This window comes from Lentzea sp. NBC_00516, from assembly GCF_036346835.1.
Lineage (GTDB): Bacteria > Actinomycetota > Actinomycetes > Mycobacteriales > Pseudonocardiaceae > Lentzea > Lentzea sokolovensis.
In genome coordinates this window covers 2,741,126-2,755,156 of record NZ_CP107840.1, presented here as the reverse complement: position 1 = coordinate 2,755,156, position 14,031 = coordinate 2,741,126, and the positions used below count along the sequence as shown (strand labels likewise).

Genomic DNA, 14,031 nt, shown 5'->3' with positions numbered 1-14,031 from the left:
GCCTACCGCGAGCGTCGTCACCACGACCGGCGGGACGGCGATTCCTGACGGCCGTGTGAGGGAGCGCTCCCATCCATCTGCGATCATGCTCCGCCATGAACCGCTACGAGCAATTCCGCAGTGCCGCACTCGATCGGGACATCCCGGGCGACGAAGTCGACAAGTTCTCCGAACAACTGCGGTTCGCGATCTGGGCGAGTGCGGGCAGTGCTGAAGAGGAGAGCGTCGGACAGCTCGGGGGATTACCGCGGTTACCGGTGGGCGTGGAGTGGCCGGGCGGCGAGAGCTACCCGCTGCCGTTCATCGGCTCCGTGGACTGCGCGGCCCTTCCTCGGGTCGAAGGACTTGCCCTGCCGGAAGACGGCTCGCTGCTGCTGTTCCTGCACCACGAGGAGGACATGGAAGAACATTCCCCTCTTGGCGGGTCGCTGTACGCGCAGGCCCTGTACGTCCCGGCGGGAACGGACACGGCGGTGGCGTCGCCGCCGTCCAACCACGACAGTGCGACGTTCTTCCACGAGAACATCCCGTTCCTCATCCCCGAGCACCGGCTGTCCGCGTGGGTTCAGCCGGTTCTGCCGGACTGGATCGAAGAACGCGACGTCGAGTTCGAGCCGGACACCGTGAAGCAGCTCTTCGACGAACTGAAGCACCTCGACGAGCTGTGCGCGCTGGTCGGTGAACTCTGGCCGGCGCAGGACCGGTACGCCGCGCTCCGTCTCGGCGGGTACGGCAGGGAGATCGGCGGCCAGGACGGTCCGTGGACGCAGATGGCGTCCGTCAACATCGGTGACCGGCCTCGCGGTTCCGACCTCCAGAGGGCGGAGTGGTTCCGCCGGCTCCGCGAGGAGGAGTCCCGGTTGAGGCGGGAATGGGTGCCGCTCGCCCAGTTCCCCACGGAAAGCGACGTCTACTACGGATGCTTCCTGATCAGCACCGACGATCTCGCTGCCCGGCGCTTCGACAGGATGCGGTCGTTCACGATGTTCACCGAGTAGCGCGCAGGAGGCCGTGAGACGGCAGCAAGGAGAACCGGGGTTCTGCTGGTGTCGTTGCAAACAGAACCCCGGCTCTTTTTGAAGAGGTGCGGTGCCTCGGCTCACTGTCGCGCGCGGCCAGTTGTGTTCTCATCCCTCGACGTCGCGCGCTGAACGGGTCTGTGTGGCGATCTCGACGTCCTCCCGTGCCTCGACGACCCAGACCCCGACAGCCGAACCGCCTGCGCTGACGCGGCTGTCCCGCACGACTTCGGAGTTGCGCCCCTCGTCGAGGCCGATGCCGAGGAAAGCCAGTCCGGCAGCAGTGTCCGCCCGCAACGCGGCGTCGTGCTCTCCCACGCCGCCGGTGAACACGAGCAGGTCGATCCCACCCAGCGACGCGGTCATCGCGGCAACGTTCTGGCGCAGCCGATGCACGTACACCTGCAAAGCGAGAACCGCGTGCTCGTCACCGTTCTCCGCGGCCTTGCGCACGTCCCTCAGATCACCGCCGACCTCGGACAGGCCGGCGAGACCGGAGTGGTGTTCCAGGCCGTCCTCGAGTTCGTCCAGTGTCAGTCCGGCGCGCTGCAGCCACACCAGCAGGCCGGGGTCGACGTCGCCGCTGCGGGTGGCCATCACCAGGCCCGCCAACGGGGTGAAGCCCATCGTCGTGTCCACGGACCGTCCATTCGCGACAGCGGCGAGCGACGCTCCGGAACCGAGGTGGCAGCTCACCACGCGAGCACCGGGATTGCCCGCCAGTTCGGCCGCCCGCCGGGACGCGTAAGCGTGTGACAGGCCGTGGAAGCCGTACCTGTGCAGGTCCCACTTGCGGCGCCACGCGGCGGGCACGGCGTAGGTGGTGGCGGCCGCGGGCATCGTGGTGTGGAAGGCGGTGTCGAAGCACGCGATCTGGGGCACGTCGGGGAGCAGGTGGCGTGCCGTGTCGATGCCGGCGAGCGCGCGGGGCTGGTGCAGCGGCGCCAGTCCGGTGAGGGCTTCGATCCTGGCGCGCACGTCGTCGTCGATCGCGGTGGCGCTGGTGAACTCGGAGCCGCCGTGCACGACGCGGTGCCCGACCGCGTCCACGGACGGTGCGTCACGAAGGAAGTCCTTCAGTGGGCCGGTCTCGTCACCGCCCGACCACCGTTCGGCGGTGGTCTCAGCGAGGACGGTGTCGTCCTCGCCGAGGACGCGGAGCTTGAGACTGGAGGAGCCCGCGTTCACCACGAGGACGTTCACTGCCAGGTCCAGTCGCGGACCTCGGGCATGTCCTCGCCGTGCTCGCGGATCCAGTTGTGGTGGCGGGTGCGCTGGTCCTGCATGTGCTGACGCAGCCGGGCCGCCTTGGGGCCGAGTCCTGGCACGCGGTCGACGACGTCGATCACCAGCCGGTAGCGGTCCATGTCGTTGAGCACCAGCATGTCGAACGGCGTTGTCGTGGTGCCTTCCTCCTTGTAGCCGCGGACGTGCAGGTTGTGATGGTTGGTGCGGCGGTAGGTCAGGCGGTGGATCAGCCACGGGTAGCCGTGATAGGCGAAGATCACGGGCCTGTCGGTGGTGAACAGCGCGTCGAACTCGCGGTCCGGCATGCCGTGCGGGTGCTCGGTGTCGGGCTGCAGGCGCATCAGGTCCACCACGTTGACCACGCGGATCCGCAACGTGGGCAGGTGCTCGCGCAGGAGCTTCGTCGCGGCGAGCACTTCGACGGTGGGGGCGTCGCCGGCACATGCCAGTACGACGTCCGGTTCCTCGATGCTGTCGTCGTTGCTCGCCCACTCCCAGATGCCGGCGCCACGGGTGCAGTGCAGGATCGCCTCGTCGACGTCGAGCCAGTCCGGCGTCTCGTTCTTGCCCGCCACGATCACGTTGACGTAGTCCCTGCTGCGCAGGCAGTGGTCCGCCACCGACAGCAGCGTGTTCGTGTCCGGCGGCAGGTAGACGCGGACGACCTCGGCCTTCTTGTTCATGACGTGGTCGATGAAACCGGGGTCCTGGTGGGAGAAACCGTTGTGGTCCTGGCGCCACACGTGCGAGCTGAGCAGGTAGTTCAGCGACGCGACGGGCCTGCGCCACTCCAGCTTCTTGTGCGTCTTGAGCCACTTGGCGTGCTGGTTGAACATCGAGTCGATGATGTGGATGAACGCCTCGTAGCAGTTGAACAGCCCGTGCCTGCCGGTGAGCAGGTAGCCCTCCAGCATGCCCTGGCACAGGTGCTCGGACAGCACCTCGATCACCCGGCCGTCGTGCACCAGGTGCTCGTCGACGGCCAACGTCTCGGCCTGCCACTGCTTCCCGGTCACCTCGTACACGGCGTCGAGGCGGTTGGACGCCGTCTCGTCCGGGCCGAAGATCCGGAAACTCCTGGCGTCGGCGTTGAGCGTGATGACGTCGCGCAGCATCCGGCCGAGCACCCTGGTCGGTTCGGAGTGCGTGGTGCCGTGCTTCACGACCTCGGACGCGTACGCGCGAATCCCCGGCATCTTCAGCTCACGCAACAACAGTCCGCCGTTGGCGTGCGGGGTCGCGCCCATCCGGTGCTCACCTGACGGCACCAGCGCGTCGAGTTCCGGCCGCGGTGCTCCGTTCTCGTCGAAGAGTTCCGTCGGCCGGTAGCTCCGCAGCCAGGCCTCCAGCTGCCGCAGGTGGTCCGGGTTGTCCCGCACGCCCGACAACGGCACCTGGTGCGCCCGCCAGGTGTTCTCGACCGGCACGCCGTCCACTTCGGACGGACCGGTCCAGCCCTTCGGGCTGCGCAGCACGATCATCGGCCAGCGCGGCCGCTCCTCGGAGCCCCTGACGCGGTGGATCTCGTCCACGATCTGGTCGAGCACCTCCGCCATGCGGGCGTGCATCTTCTTGGGTTCGTCGCCCTGGACGTAGAACGGCGTGTAGCCGTAGCCGCGCAGCAACGCGTCCAGCTCGTCGTGCGGGATCCGCGAGAGCAGGCTCGGGTTGGCGATCTTGTAGCCGTTGAGGTGCAGGATCGGCAACACCGCGCCGTCGCTCCGCGGGTTGAGGAACTTGTTGGCGTGCCAGCTGGCCGCGAGCGGGCCGGTCTCGGCCTCGCCGTCACCGACCACGCACGCGACGATCAGACCGGGGTTGTCGAACGCCGCGCCGAACGCGTGCGCCAGCGAGTAACCCAGTTCGCCACCTTCGTGGATGGAGCCGGGCACCTCGGGCGCGACGTGACTCGGGACGCCGCCGGGGAAGGAGAACTGCCGGAAGAGCTTCCGCATCCCTTCGGCGTCGCGCGGCACGTCCGGATAGGTGTCGCTGTAGGAGCCTTCCAGCCACGTGTTGGCCAGCAGCGCGGGACCGCCGTGGCCGGGGCCGGTCACGAACATCATGTCGAGGTCGCGCTCGCGGATGATCCGGTTGAGGTGCGCGTAGACGAAGTTGAGGCCCGGCGTGGTGCCCCAGTGGCCGAGCAGGCGTGGCTTGATGTGCTCCGGCACCAGCGGTTCGGTCAGCAGCGGGTTGTCCATCAGGTAGATCTGGCCGGCCGACAGGTAGTTGGCGGCTCGCCAGTACGCGTCGACGAGCTCCAGGTCGGCGTTCGACATCTCACGCTCCATTCGGGTCGGTGCGGTCAGCGGAGGGGGAGCCGGTCACGCGACGCCTCAGCATTCGGCGCGATCCTTCGAATTCAGCAGGAGTTCGGCCACCGAACGTCGCGGCGTGGCCGGGACCTGTGTGCTGAACCCCACGCGCAGCACGGTCTGCGGGACGAGCGTTCCGCCGAGGGAGCGCCGCAGGTCCTCGCGGATCTGCCGCACCTCGACCGGCTGGGACAGGAACGACGCGGACAGCCCGTGCGTGGTCGCGGTGAGCAGCACGCGTTGCAGCGCCTGGCCTGCCTGCAGTTCGCCGAGCGGGCCGTCGTAGAACGAGCAGAGCACCACGACGAGCGGGTCGGACTCGTAGTCCTTGCCGGGATGGCGTTCGGGGCCCTGGAAGTCGCGGAACGCCCACTCGTCCTGCGGTTCCGGCCGGAGCCCCGCCGACGCGGGTGGCACGCCGTCCACCGCGTGCGGCCGGTGGCCGGTGAAGGCCGCCAGCTCCGCCTGCACGGCCCCGTCGCCCAGCTGGATCTGGTGCGCCTGCTGGACGAATCGCTTGAGCTGGGCCCGACCCTCAGGGGTCGTGACCACGTGCAGCCACGAGCGTTCCAGCTCGGCCGCCCGCACGAGGGAGTGACGCTGGCGAGGGTCGACAGGGGCGTCGTGGAACGGGTGGCGGTTGGTGCGCCGTTGGGGAACGGCGTCGAGCAGCGCGCGGTTCTCCTCGTCGGGCTTGATCTTGCCGCCCTTGCGCACGATCGCGAGCGCGCCGGGTGCGTCCTGACCCGGCAGCATCGTGACGAGCGGGCGCACTCCCATGTCCTGCAACGCCAGCCGCATGTTGTACAGCGCCGCGCCGCACGACAGGCGGAGTTCGCGGTCCTCGGGATCGGTCGCCTCCAGCCTGCGGGAGGTGTCCGGGTGCAGTTCGATGCGGTCGGACCGGACGCGGAAGCGCCAGGGCTGGGTGTTGTGCACCGACGGCGCGAGCGAGGCCGCCGCCAGCACCCGCTCGACCTGCTCGGGCCCCAGTCCCAGCGCCGCGGTCACCTCGGCCATGTCCGTCACCCCGTCGTGTTGCCGTGGGAACTCCTGATCGGTCCACTGTCTGCGCAAGCGCCGGGCGGTCCCACCGTCGAAGGTCCCGACCTGGCAGGGACCGCTTGGCGTCGCCACGACCTCGTGACAGGCTTGATCCATGGTCGACCCGCAGGACCCACCGGTGCGCAGCCTGCTCGGTGGGCTGCGCCTGGACGATCTGCTCGACGAGATGCGCGACCGGCTCGCCGAGATCGGGTCCACGCGCGACAAGATGCAGAGCCTGCTCGACGCGGTCCTCGCCGTCGGCGCAGGCCTGGAGCTGGACTCCACCCTGCAGCGCATCGTCCAGGCCGCGGTGAAGCTCGTGGGAGCCCGCTACGGCGCGCTGGGCGTCCTCGGCTCGCGGCACAACCTCTCGCAGTTCGTCTACGTAGGCATCGCCCCGGAGACCCGTGCGCACATGGGACACCTGCCAGAGGGCAAGGGCCTGCTCGGCCTGCTGATCAAGGACCCGAGGGCGATCCGGTTGCACGACCTGAGCGAGCACGCCGCCTCGGTCGGCTTCCCGGCCAACCATCCGCCGATGCACAGCTTCCTCGGCGTGCCCGTGCGGGTGCGCGACGAGATCTTCGGCAACCTCTACATGACCGAGAAGATCGGCGGCGGCGACTTCACCGCCGACGACGAGGTCGTGCTGGCGGCGCTGGCCGCCGCGGCCGGCGTCGCGGTGGAGAACGCCCGCCTGTTCGAACGGTCGCGGATGCGCGAGCGGTGGCTGGAGGCGACGGCGGAGATCAACGCCCAGCTCCTCGGCGGCGCCACCGCCGAGGACGCGTTGCGGCTGATCGCCCAGCGCACCGTGGAGCTGGCGTCGGCGTCGTGGGCCGCGGTGCTGTTGCGTGACGGCAACGAACTCCGCAGGGCGGCGCACGCGGGAAACGAGGCTGTCCCCGACACCTTCTCCGCCGACGCGCCAGTGCTCGCGCAGGTGCTGGAGACGGCCGCTCCGGCGTTGGTCGAGGAGGCGGACGGCCAGCTCGGCGACCTGCCGGCGCGGACGGGCGCCGCGGTGGTGCTGCCGCTGCGGACCGGCACCGCGGTCACCGGTGTCCTGCTCGCCGTCCGGGACAAGGACGCCGCCCCGTTCGGCGCGGACCTGATGCCGTTGCTGGCGTCGTTCGCGGACCAGGCCGTGGTCGCGATCGAGTTCGCGGAGAACCAGAGCGCCAAGCGCCTGGTGGACGTGCTGGAGGACCGCGACCGCATCGCCCGTGACCTGCACGACCACGTCATCCAGCGGTTGTTCGCCACCGGCATGAGCCTGCAGGGCGCGCTGACGTGGGTGACTCACCCGGAGGCCCGCAGGCGGGTGACGAAGGCGGTGAACCAGCTCGACCAGACGGTGCTGGAGATCCGCACGTCGATCTTCGACCTGCAGGCGGACTCCGGCGACACCGGTCTGCGGCGCAGGCTGCTCAACGTCGTCGCCGAGCTCACCGAGGACGGCCAGCTGAGTCCGGCGGTGCGGATGTCGGGCACCATCGACAGCCTCGTGCCCGACTACATCGGGGAGCACGCCGAGGCGGTGGTGCGCGAGACCGTGAGCAACGCGCTGCGCCACGCACACGCCACGGAGCTGACGCTCACCGTCGAGGCGGGCGACGCGTTGGTCATCTCGATGGTCGACAACGGCGTGGGCATGCCGCCTGACGTCGCCCGCAGCGGTCTGCGCAACCTCGAACAGCGCGCGGCCGAGCTGAACGGCGCGCTCACCGTCGGCGAAGAACCCGGTGGCGGCACGCGGGTGACGTGGCGGGTTCCGCTGGACTGACGGGTCAGCCGGTTTCGTTGTCGTGGGTGGGCTTGCGCAACTGCGAGGCCAGCACGGCGGCCTGGGTGCGGCGTTCGAGGCCGAGCTTCGCGAGCAGGTGCGAGACGTAGTTCTTCACGGTCTTCTCCGCGAGGAACATCTTGTCCGCGATCTGCCGGTTCGTCAGGCCGTCGCCGATGTGGTCGAACACGGTCCGCTCCTGCTCGGTGAGCGCGCGGACGGGGTCGCCCTGCTCTCGTTCGCGGCGGATGCGGTTGAGCAGCGCGGCCGTGGACCGGGCGTCCAGAAGGGACTGTCCGGCCGCGACGGTCTTCACCGCCGTGGTCAGGTCGGTGCCGAGGATGCGCTTGAGCACGAACCCGGACGCGCCGGCCATGATCGCGTCGAACAACGCCTCGTCGTCGGTGAACGACGTCAGCATCAGGCATTTGAGGTCCGGCATCCGGGACATCAGCTCCCGGCACAGCTCGATGCCGTTGCCGTCGGGCAGCCGCACGTCGAGCACCGCCACGTCGGGGTTGGTCGCCGGGATCATCGTGAGCGCCTCGGTCACCGAGGCGGCCTCGCCCACGACCTCCAGGTCGGGGGAGGCGCTGAGCAGTTCCCTGATGCCGACCCTGACGATCTCGTGGTCGTCCACCAGGAAGACTCGCGACACCACCGCAACCACCTTCTCTCGATCGTTCCGCGATCACGATCTCTCAGCCGGCCGGCGGCACACAGGGACCAAAGACCCTGTCACCGGGAATCGAGTGTCCTCCGGATCCGGCCGAACTCCTCGGTGTCGATGTCACGCCGGGCCGAGCTCGTCCGCGCGGAGAGTCCAAGTGCCCGACCCGGGTGAGCACGTCCGCTCTGTCCGCGCGGTGTGCCGCGGCGGAATCGTCGAGGCATGCGATGGAACCCAGCGGAGTCAGCGGAAATCGTCGAGGCAGCCGTCAAAGCGCCCGTGTACAGCGCGGACCGCCCGTGGGCGCTGGAGTTGCACGGCCGTTCGGTCTACCTCTTCGAGACAGGACAACGGTCAGGGCACGACCCGCTCGGCTTCGACCGGCTGCTCTCGTGCGGCGCCGCACTGGAACACGTGGTGCTCGCGATCCGGTACGCCGGGTGGCATCCGCACGTCGTGTTCCCGACCGACCAGGCCAGCCCCGACGTGCTCGCCGTCGTCCGGGCGGACCGCCGCGAGCCACCGGACCCGCAGGACCTCGACCTGCACCGGGCGATCCGCCTCGCCGACGCGTCCGGCTCCGGTGACGCTCACGCGCTCGGGTGGGCGAGCCACTGGGCGGGGACGGAGCTGCGCGCACTGACCGACCACGAACTCGTCGTGATCACCACCGGCGACCGGCGCCCTGACCACGTCCGGGGAGGTGCGGCCCTGCAGGCCGCGGTGCTGGCGGGACGCGGTGCGGGCGTGGCCGTCCGGCCGGTGGTCCACCTGGTGCACCGCCAGGAGTGGCGGGCGGGCCTGATCGAACGGCACGAGCTCGCCGGCTTCCCGCAGGCCGTGGCGATCGTCGGTGCCAAGGGCCCGGTCGGCACGGGACCTACGGCAGCGTCCGCCGGTCGTTCCGATTCCTAGCGTTGAAGCAGGTAAGGGAGTTCCCGTCGTCGACGGTGACGCCGTGCCGGGAGTGCGCCGTGCCCGTGTTCTGACTGGAGGACAACGATGAAAGCCCCATCCGCCCCGATCGTGGCCGGCGTCGACGGCTCCACCTCCGCCCTGCTCGCCGTGACCTGGGCCGCGCAGGAGTGCGCGCGGCACAAGGTGCCGTTGCGGCTGGTGCACGCCTACGTCCTGCCGACCCGCGGCTACCCCCAGATGATCCTCACCGGCGGCGAGATCCGCGAGGCGATCGAGCAACTGGGCCACGACAAGCTCGACGAGGCCATCGCGGCCGCGCGGGCGGCGGCACCCGGCGTCGAGGTGACCACCGAGATCGTGTGCTGCGGCTCCACCACGTTGCTGATCGAGGAGTCGAAGTCCGCGCGCCTCGTCGTGGTCGGCTCGCAGGGCCTGGGCACCGTGACCGGCATGATCGTCGGCTCCACCGCCCTGGCGCTGGCGGCACACGGCAAGAGTCCCGTCATCGTGGTGCGCGGCACGTCCGTGCCCGACGGGCCTGTCGTCGTCGGTGTCGACGGCTCCCCGACGAGCGAGGCCGCGCTGGCGTTCGCCTTCGAGACGGCGTCGATGCGCGATGCCCGGCTGACCGTCGTGATGTGCTGGACCGACTTCATGGTGGAGAGCGCGTACAGCGCGTCGCGGTTCACCGTGGACTGGGGTGAGGTGGAAGCCGACGAACGCAGGCTGCTGGCGCAACGCCTCGCCGGGTGGCAGGAGAAGTACCCGGACGTGCAGGTGCATCCGGTGGTCGTGCGCGATCGGCCCGTGCGGGCGCTGATGCGGTACGGGGCTGAGGCTCAGCTCGTGGTGGTGGGTAGCCACGGGCACGGCGGGTTCACCGGGATGCTGCTCGGCTCGACGAGCCAGGCACTCGTCTACAACGCGCCGTGTCCGTTGGCGATCGTGCGACCCGACTAGGCCGCGTTACCGGCCGGCTTCCCCTTCTCGATGAAGGGGAAGCCGGCTTACTTCAGCGGGTCGTGGTCGGAGGAATGACCACGACCGGGCATTCGGCGTGGCGCAGGCAGTTCGCGGCGACGCCATGCACGAGGAATTCGCGGACCGCTCCGCGCCCTCGCGTGCCGATCACCAGCAGCTCGGCGTGCTTCGAGGCCTCGGCCAGGTGGTCCGCCGCATCGCCCACCACGACGCACTCGGCGACGTCCGGTGCGTTGAACATCGTCGCGCGCACCTGCTGCACGGTGGCGTGGAGTTCGCGCGCCGGGTGCCGTCGAGGCATCTCGCCGTACGGGTTGAGGCCCATCGGCACGGCCGGCACGACCACGGGCTCCTGCTGGTAGGCCAGCATCGCCTCCACCCTGGCGCCCCGGTGCGCAGCCTCTTCCAACGCCCACCGCAACGCCGCGCGCGACTCCGTCGAACCGTCGACGCCGACCAGGATCACAGGTGTCCTCATGGCTGCTCCCGTCACTTGGAACCAGCGTGCGGCTCTGGGACGACCGTTGGCAGGGACCAACGTCACGAGCCAGGTGAGCCCATCCGCACTGCTGACGCGCACGCGCGTGACGAACTCTTGATCGCATAAACCGAACGGAGGACGTCATGAAGGCGAAGAGGGGCGACTGGCTGGTGGAGCCCAGCGGCCGGCGCGGACAGGTCACGGCGGTCAAGCACCAGGAGGGCAGACCTCCGTACCTCGTGCGGTGGCTGGACACGGAGCACGAGGCACTGGTGTTCCCCGGCCCGGACACGCACGTCGTCACGGCCGAGGAAGAGGCTGCGCGCCTGCGTGCGGGCTGAGCCGCCGGACATCGCTGGCGCACTCGGCCACCTCGCGATCGGGCCGGGCATGGCCTGGTGGAGCGGGGACGAAGGTCCCGGACGGCGCGGGACCGCGGGCACTCACCGGCCGCGGCCCGGACCGCGAGGCTGAAGTGCATGAGCGAGAACGAGTCCCGGCCCGTGGTGGTCGGAGTTGATGGATCACCCGCCTCACAGGCGGCGTTGCAGTGGGCCGTCGAGGATGCTCGGCGGCGCGGTTGCCCGGTCGACGTGATCTCCGCGTGGCACCCGGACTACGGCGGGATGATCGGCCCGGTGCCCGCCGAGGTGCTGATGGCGATGTCGCCGCAGGCGATGAAGGACGCGGCGCAGAAGGCGCTCGACGGTGCGGTGCACGGGTTCGAGGGCGTGGAGATCCGCCGGATCCTGGTCGAGGGCGACCCCAGGGACGCGCTCACCAAGGCGTCCGAAAAAGCGGAACTGCTCGTGGTCGGCAGCCGTGGGCGCAACACGGTGGTCGAGATCGTCCTCGGCTCGGTCAGCTCCTACTGCGTGCACCACGCGTCGTGCCCGGTCGTCGTGATCCGCGCGCCGAAGGTCGAGAAGGAGCACACGTTCGCTGCCGCGGCCGCGCCGCTGACGCCTGGGCCGCTGCTGTGAACGCGGCGGCGTTGCTGACGGACGGCTCGGTCGTCACGGTGCGCGAGCTGGGGCCGGGCGACGTCGCGGCGCTGCTCGCGCTGCACCGCGGACTGCCGATCGAGGACCAGTACCTCAGGTTCTTCAGCACGTCGCCGCGCCAACTGGAGGACTTCGTCGAGCGGATGGTCTCGCCGGACGCCCCGCACCACGTCGTGCTCGGCGCCTACCGCGACGACCGGCTGCTGGGGGCGGCGAGCTACGTGGTGGTGCGGCAGACGGACTTCGCGGAGGTCGCGCTGGTCGTGTCGCACGCCGAACAGGTTCACGGCGTCGGCACCCTGCTGCTGGAGCACCTGGCGTCATTGGCACGCGGCCGAGGGGTGCGGCGGTTCACCGCCGACGTGCTCACGATCAACGGCCGGATGCTGCGCGTGTTCACGAGCATGGGGCTCGTCACCTCGATCGTGCCCGACGGCGAGGTCATCTACGTCGAGCTGGTCCTCGAGCCCGGCGACCACTACCTCGACGTGATGAGCGAACGGGAGTCGCGCGCCGACGTCGCCAGCCTGACGCACGTGCTGCGTCCCGGCTCGATCGCCGTGATCGGCGCCGGCCGGGCACCGGATTCGGTGGGCCACGCGGTGTTGCACAACCTCGTCGAGGGCGGCTTCACCGGTGACCTCTACGCCGTCAACCCGCACGCGAAGTCCGTGGCCGGCGTCGACTGCTACGGCTCGGTGAACGACCTGCCGGAGGCACCCGAACTGGCGGTGCTGTGCGTGCCGGCGAAGGCCGTTCCCGCTGTCGCCGAGGAATGCGGTCGTCGCGGCGTGCGGGCCTTGGTCGTCATCTCGTCCGGTGTCGACGCGGAGGAACTGCTAAACGCGGTTCGTGGGCACGGCATGCGGCTCGTCGGGCCGAACTGCCTCGGTGTGTCGACCAGTTCGCCCGATGTGCGGATGAACGCGACCTTCGCGGCGCACAGCACGCTCGCCGGCGACGTCGGGCTGATCACCCAGTCCGGCGGCATCGCGATCGGCGTGCAGGAAGAGCTGCGCCGGCTGGGTCTCGGCCTGTCGAACCTCGTCTCCACCGGCGACAAGCTCGACATCAGCAGCAACGACCTGCTGATGTGGTGGGAGCACGATCAGGACACCCGGATCGTCGCGCTGTACCTGGAGTCCTTCGGCAACCCGCGCAAGTTCGCCCGCGTCGCCCGTCGTGTCGCCGCCACCAAACCGGTGCTGGCCATCCGCGCGGCCACCAGTGAAGCCGGCCAGCGCGCCGCCGCCTCGCACACCGCCTCGACCGCGACGCCGTCGGTCACCAGGGACGCGCTGTTCCGGCAGGCGGGCGTGATCGCGGTCGACAGCGTGCCGGAACTGACCGACACCGTCATGGCCCTGAGCTGGCAGCCGCTCCCGAGTGGACGGTCGGTCGCGGTGCTGAGCAACGCGGGCGGACTCGGCGTGCTGGCCGCGGACGCCTGCGTCCGGCAGGGACTGCACATGGCCACACTCGGTGAGGAGACGCGCAAGGCGTTGGCGCAGCTCGTTCCGCCGACGGCCAGCCTGCAGAACCCGGTCGACACCACCGCGGTCGTCGACGAGAAGACCTTCGCCCGCTGCCTCGACGTCATCGGCGCGGACCCTGCGGTCGACTCCGTGATCACCGTGACGGTGCCGACCGCACTCGGCGAACCCACGGGCAGCGTGCACAACGTCGAAGGCAAACCCGTGCTCGCGGTGCGCACCGGTCAAACCGAACGGCTCGTGGGTGACGTGCCCTGCTACGCCGAACCCGCTCGTGCCGCCGCGGCACTGGCGCGGCTGGTCGAACGCGCCGAATGGCTCGCCCGCCCGAGGGAGTTCGCCCGCCTGAACCGGATCGACCTCGACGCCGCGAAGTCGATCGTGGCCGGGGAAGAGGGCTGGCTGCCTCCGGGCGAGGTGATGGCGTTGCTGACCGCGTTCGGGCTCCCGGTGCTGGGCGGAACGCTCGCGACGACCACGGAACACGCGGTGGCGGCACAACTGGCCTACGACGCCCCGGTCGCGCTCAAGGCGGTGGCCGACGACCTGCTGCACAAGAGCAAGGGAGGCGGCGTGGAACTCGGTGTCACCGACGCGGGCGGTGTGGCGGAGGCCTTCCGTGCGTTCCAGGAACGCTTCGGCGACCGGCTGCGCGGCGTGTTCGTGCAGCCGATGGCGTCCGGCGGCCGGGAGTTGCTGGTCGGTGTCGTCACCGACGAGAAGTTCGGACCACTCGTGGTCACGGGCCTCGGCGGCGTGGACACCGATCTGCTCGACGACCGCGCCGCGGCACTCGCCCCACTGTCCACAGCGGACGCCGACGACCTGCTGCACGGCTTCCGCGCCGCGGGCCACGTGCTCGCCGGCGCCAACGAGGACGCCGTCAGGGAAGTGCTGCTCCGGGTCGCCGAACTGGCCGGCGCACTGCCCGAGATCGTCGAGCTCGACATCAACCCCCTGGTGCTGACGGACACGGGATGCGTGGTCGTCGACGCACGAGCGCGCGTCGCACCGGCCCAGCACACCGACCCGTTCCTGCGCCGCCTGCGCACCACCTGACAACGCG

At 70.1% G+C, this 14,031-nt stretch carries 12 protein-coding genes; 7 read left to right on the top strand and 5 right to left on the bottom strand.

From position 1 onward, the window contains the following. Positions 1-95 precede the first annotated feature (95 nt). Complete coding sequence (locus OG205_RS12345) at positions 96-998, top strand: DUF1963 domain-containing protein (protein ID WP_330276354.1); 903 nt, start codon at positions 96-98, stop codon at positions 996-998. 129 nt (positions 999-1,127) lie between these two features. Here OG205_RS12345 and OG205_RS12340 read toward each other — a convergent pair whose 3' ends face one another. The 3 genes from OG205_RS12340 to OG205_RS12330 are packed head-to-tail and all read right to left on the bottom strand — an operon-like array spanning position 1,128 to position 5,605. Further along, complete coding sequence (locus OG205_RS12340; RefSeq protein WP_330276353.1) at positions 1,128-2,222, bottom strand: acetate/propionate family kinase; 1,095 nt, start codon at positions 2,220-2,222, stop codon at positions 1,128-1,130. Next, the gene (locus OG205_RS12335) at positions 2,219-4,549 is read right to left on the bottom strand and encodes a phosphoketolase family protein (RefSeq protein WP_330276352.1); all 2,331 of its coding nucleotides are present in this window, start codon (positions 4,547-4,549) and stop codon (positions 2,219-2,221) included. The genes OG205_RS12340 and OG205_RS12335 overlap by 4 nt, the downstream gene beginning before the upstream one ends. A 57-nt stretch (positions 4,550-4,606) precedes the next feature. Further along, entirely contained in the window at positions 4,607-5,605 is a 999-nt protein-coding gene (locus OG205_RS12330; RefSeq protein WP_330276351.1) for an Acg family FMN-binding oxidoreductase, read from the bottom strand. Between the two features lie 139 nt (positions 5,606-5,744). Here OG205_RS12330 and OG205_RS12325 point away from each other — a divergent pair, with 139 nt between their 5' ends. Then, entirely contained in the window at positions 5,745-7,418 is a 1,674-nt protein-coding gene (locus OG205_RS12325; protein ID WP_330276350.1) for a sensor histidine kinase, read from the top strand. A 4-nt stretch (positions 7,419-7,422) separates the two neighbouring features. Here the strand turns inward: OG205_RS12325 and OG205_RS12320 are convergent, their stop codons facing one another. Then, positions 7,423-8,079: a response regulator transcription factor gene (locus tag OG205_RS12320; RefSeq protein WP_330276349.1), complete on the bottom strand. Its 657-nt coding sequence runs from the start codon at positions 8,077-8,079 to the stop codon at positions 7,423-7,425. A 231-nt stretch (positions 8,080-8,310) separates the two neighbouring features. On the opposite strand from OG205_RS12320, the gene OG205_RS12315 reads away from it, so the two are divergent. Together OG205_RS12315 and OG205_RS12310 are read left to right on the top strand one after the other, a co-directional pair. Further along, the gene (locus tag OG205_RS12315) at positions 8,311-9,003 is read left to right on the top strand and encodes a hypothetical protein (RefSeq protein WP_330276348.1); all 693 of its coding nucleotides are present in this window, start codon (positions 8,311-8,313) and stop codon (positions 9,001-9,003) included. 87 nt (positions 9,004-9,090) lie between these two features. Continuing rightward, complete coding sequence (locus OG205_RS12310) at positions 9,091-9,966, top strand: universal stress protein (RefSeq protein WP_330276347.1); 876 nt, start codon at positions 9,091-9,093, stop codon at positions 9,964-9,966. A gap of 52 nt (positions 9,967-10,018) precedes the next feature. On the opposite strand, the gene OG205_RS12305 is transcribed toward OG205_RS12310, so the two are convergent. After that, entirely contained in the window at positions 10,019-10,465 is a 447-nt protein-coding gene (locus OG205_RS12305) for a universal stress protein (RefSeq protein WP_330276346.1), read from the bottom strand. A gap of 146 nt (positions 10,466-10,611) precedes the next feature. Between OG205_RS12305 and OG205_RS12300 the strand changes: the two genes are divergently transcribed. From OG205_RS12300 to OG205_RS12290, 3 genes are all read left to right on the top strand, one after another. Then, positions 10,612-10,809: a DUF1918 domain-containing protein gene (locus OG205_RS12300; RefSeq protein ID WP_330276345.1), complete on the top strand. Its 198-nt coding sequence runs from the start codon at positions 10,612-10,614 to the stop codon at positions 10,807-10,809. Positions 10,810-10,947: 138 nt separating this feature from the next. Continuing rightward, complete coding sequence (locus OG205_RS12295; protein ID WP_330276344.1) at positions 10,948-11,451, top strand: universal stress protein; 504 nt, start codon at positions 10,948-10,950, stop codon at positions 11,449-11,451. Beyond that, positions 11,448-14,024, top strand: a complete 2,577-nt coding sequence (locus OG205_RS12290) for a bifunctional acetate--CoA ligase family protein/GNAT family N-acetyltransferase (protein ID WP_330276343.1) — start codon at positions 11,448-11,450, stop codon at positions 14,022-14,024. The genes OG205_RS12295 and OG205_RS12290 overlap by 4 nt, the downstream gene beginning before the upstream one ends. Positions 14,025-14,031: the final 7 nt, after the last annotated feature.

Bases quoted from the DNA above. Each gene is read 5' to 3' on its own strand.
- OG205_RS12345 (WP_330276354.1), top strand. From the start codon at position 96: ATGAACCGCTACGAGCAATTCCGCAGTGCCGCACTCGATCGGGACATC.
- OG205_RS12335 (WP_330276352.1), bottom strand. From the start codon at position 4,549: ATGTCGAACGCCGACCTGGAGCTCGTCGACGCGTACTGGCGAGCCGCC.
- OG205_RS12330 (WP_330276351.1), bottom strand. From the start codon at position 5,605: ATGGCCGAGGTGACCGCGGCGCTGGGACTGGGGCCCGAGCAGGTCGAG.
- OG205_RS12325 (WP_330276350.1), top strand. From the start codon at position 5,745: ATGGTCGACCCGCAGGACCCACCGGTGCGCAGCCTGCTCGGTGGGCTG.
- OG205_RS12315 (WP_330276348.1), top strand. From the start codon at position 8,311: ATGCGATGGAACCCAGCGGAGTCAGCGGAAATCGTCGAGGCAGCCGTC.
- OG205_RS12310 (WP_330276347.1), top strand. From the start codon at position 9,091: ATGAAAGCCCCATCCGCCCCGATCGTGGCCGGCGTCGACGGCTCCACC.
- OG205_RS12305 (WP_330276346.1), bottom strand. From the start codon at position 10,465: ATGAGGACACCTGTGATCCTGGTCGGCGTCGACGGTTCGACGGAGTCG.
- OG205_RS12300 (WP_330276345.1), top strand. From the start codon at position 10,612: ATGAAGGCGAAGAGGGGCGACTGGCTGGTGGAGCCCAGCGGCCGGCGC.
- OG205_RS12295 (WP_330276344.1), top strand. From the start codon at position 10,948: ATGAGCGAGAACGAGTCCCGGCCCGTGGTGGTCGGAGTTGATGGATCA.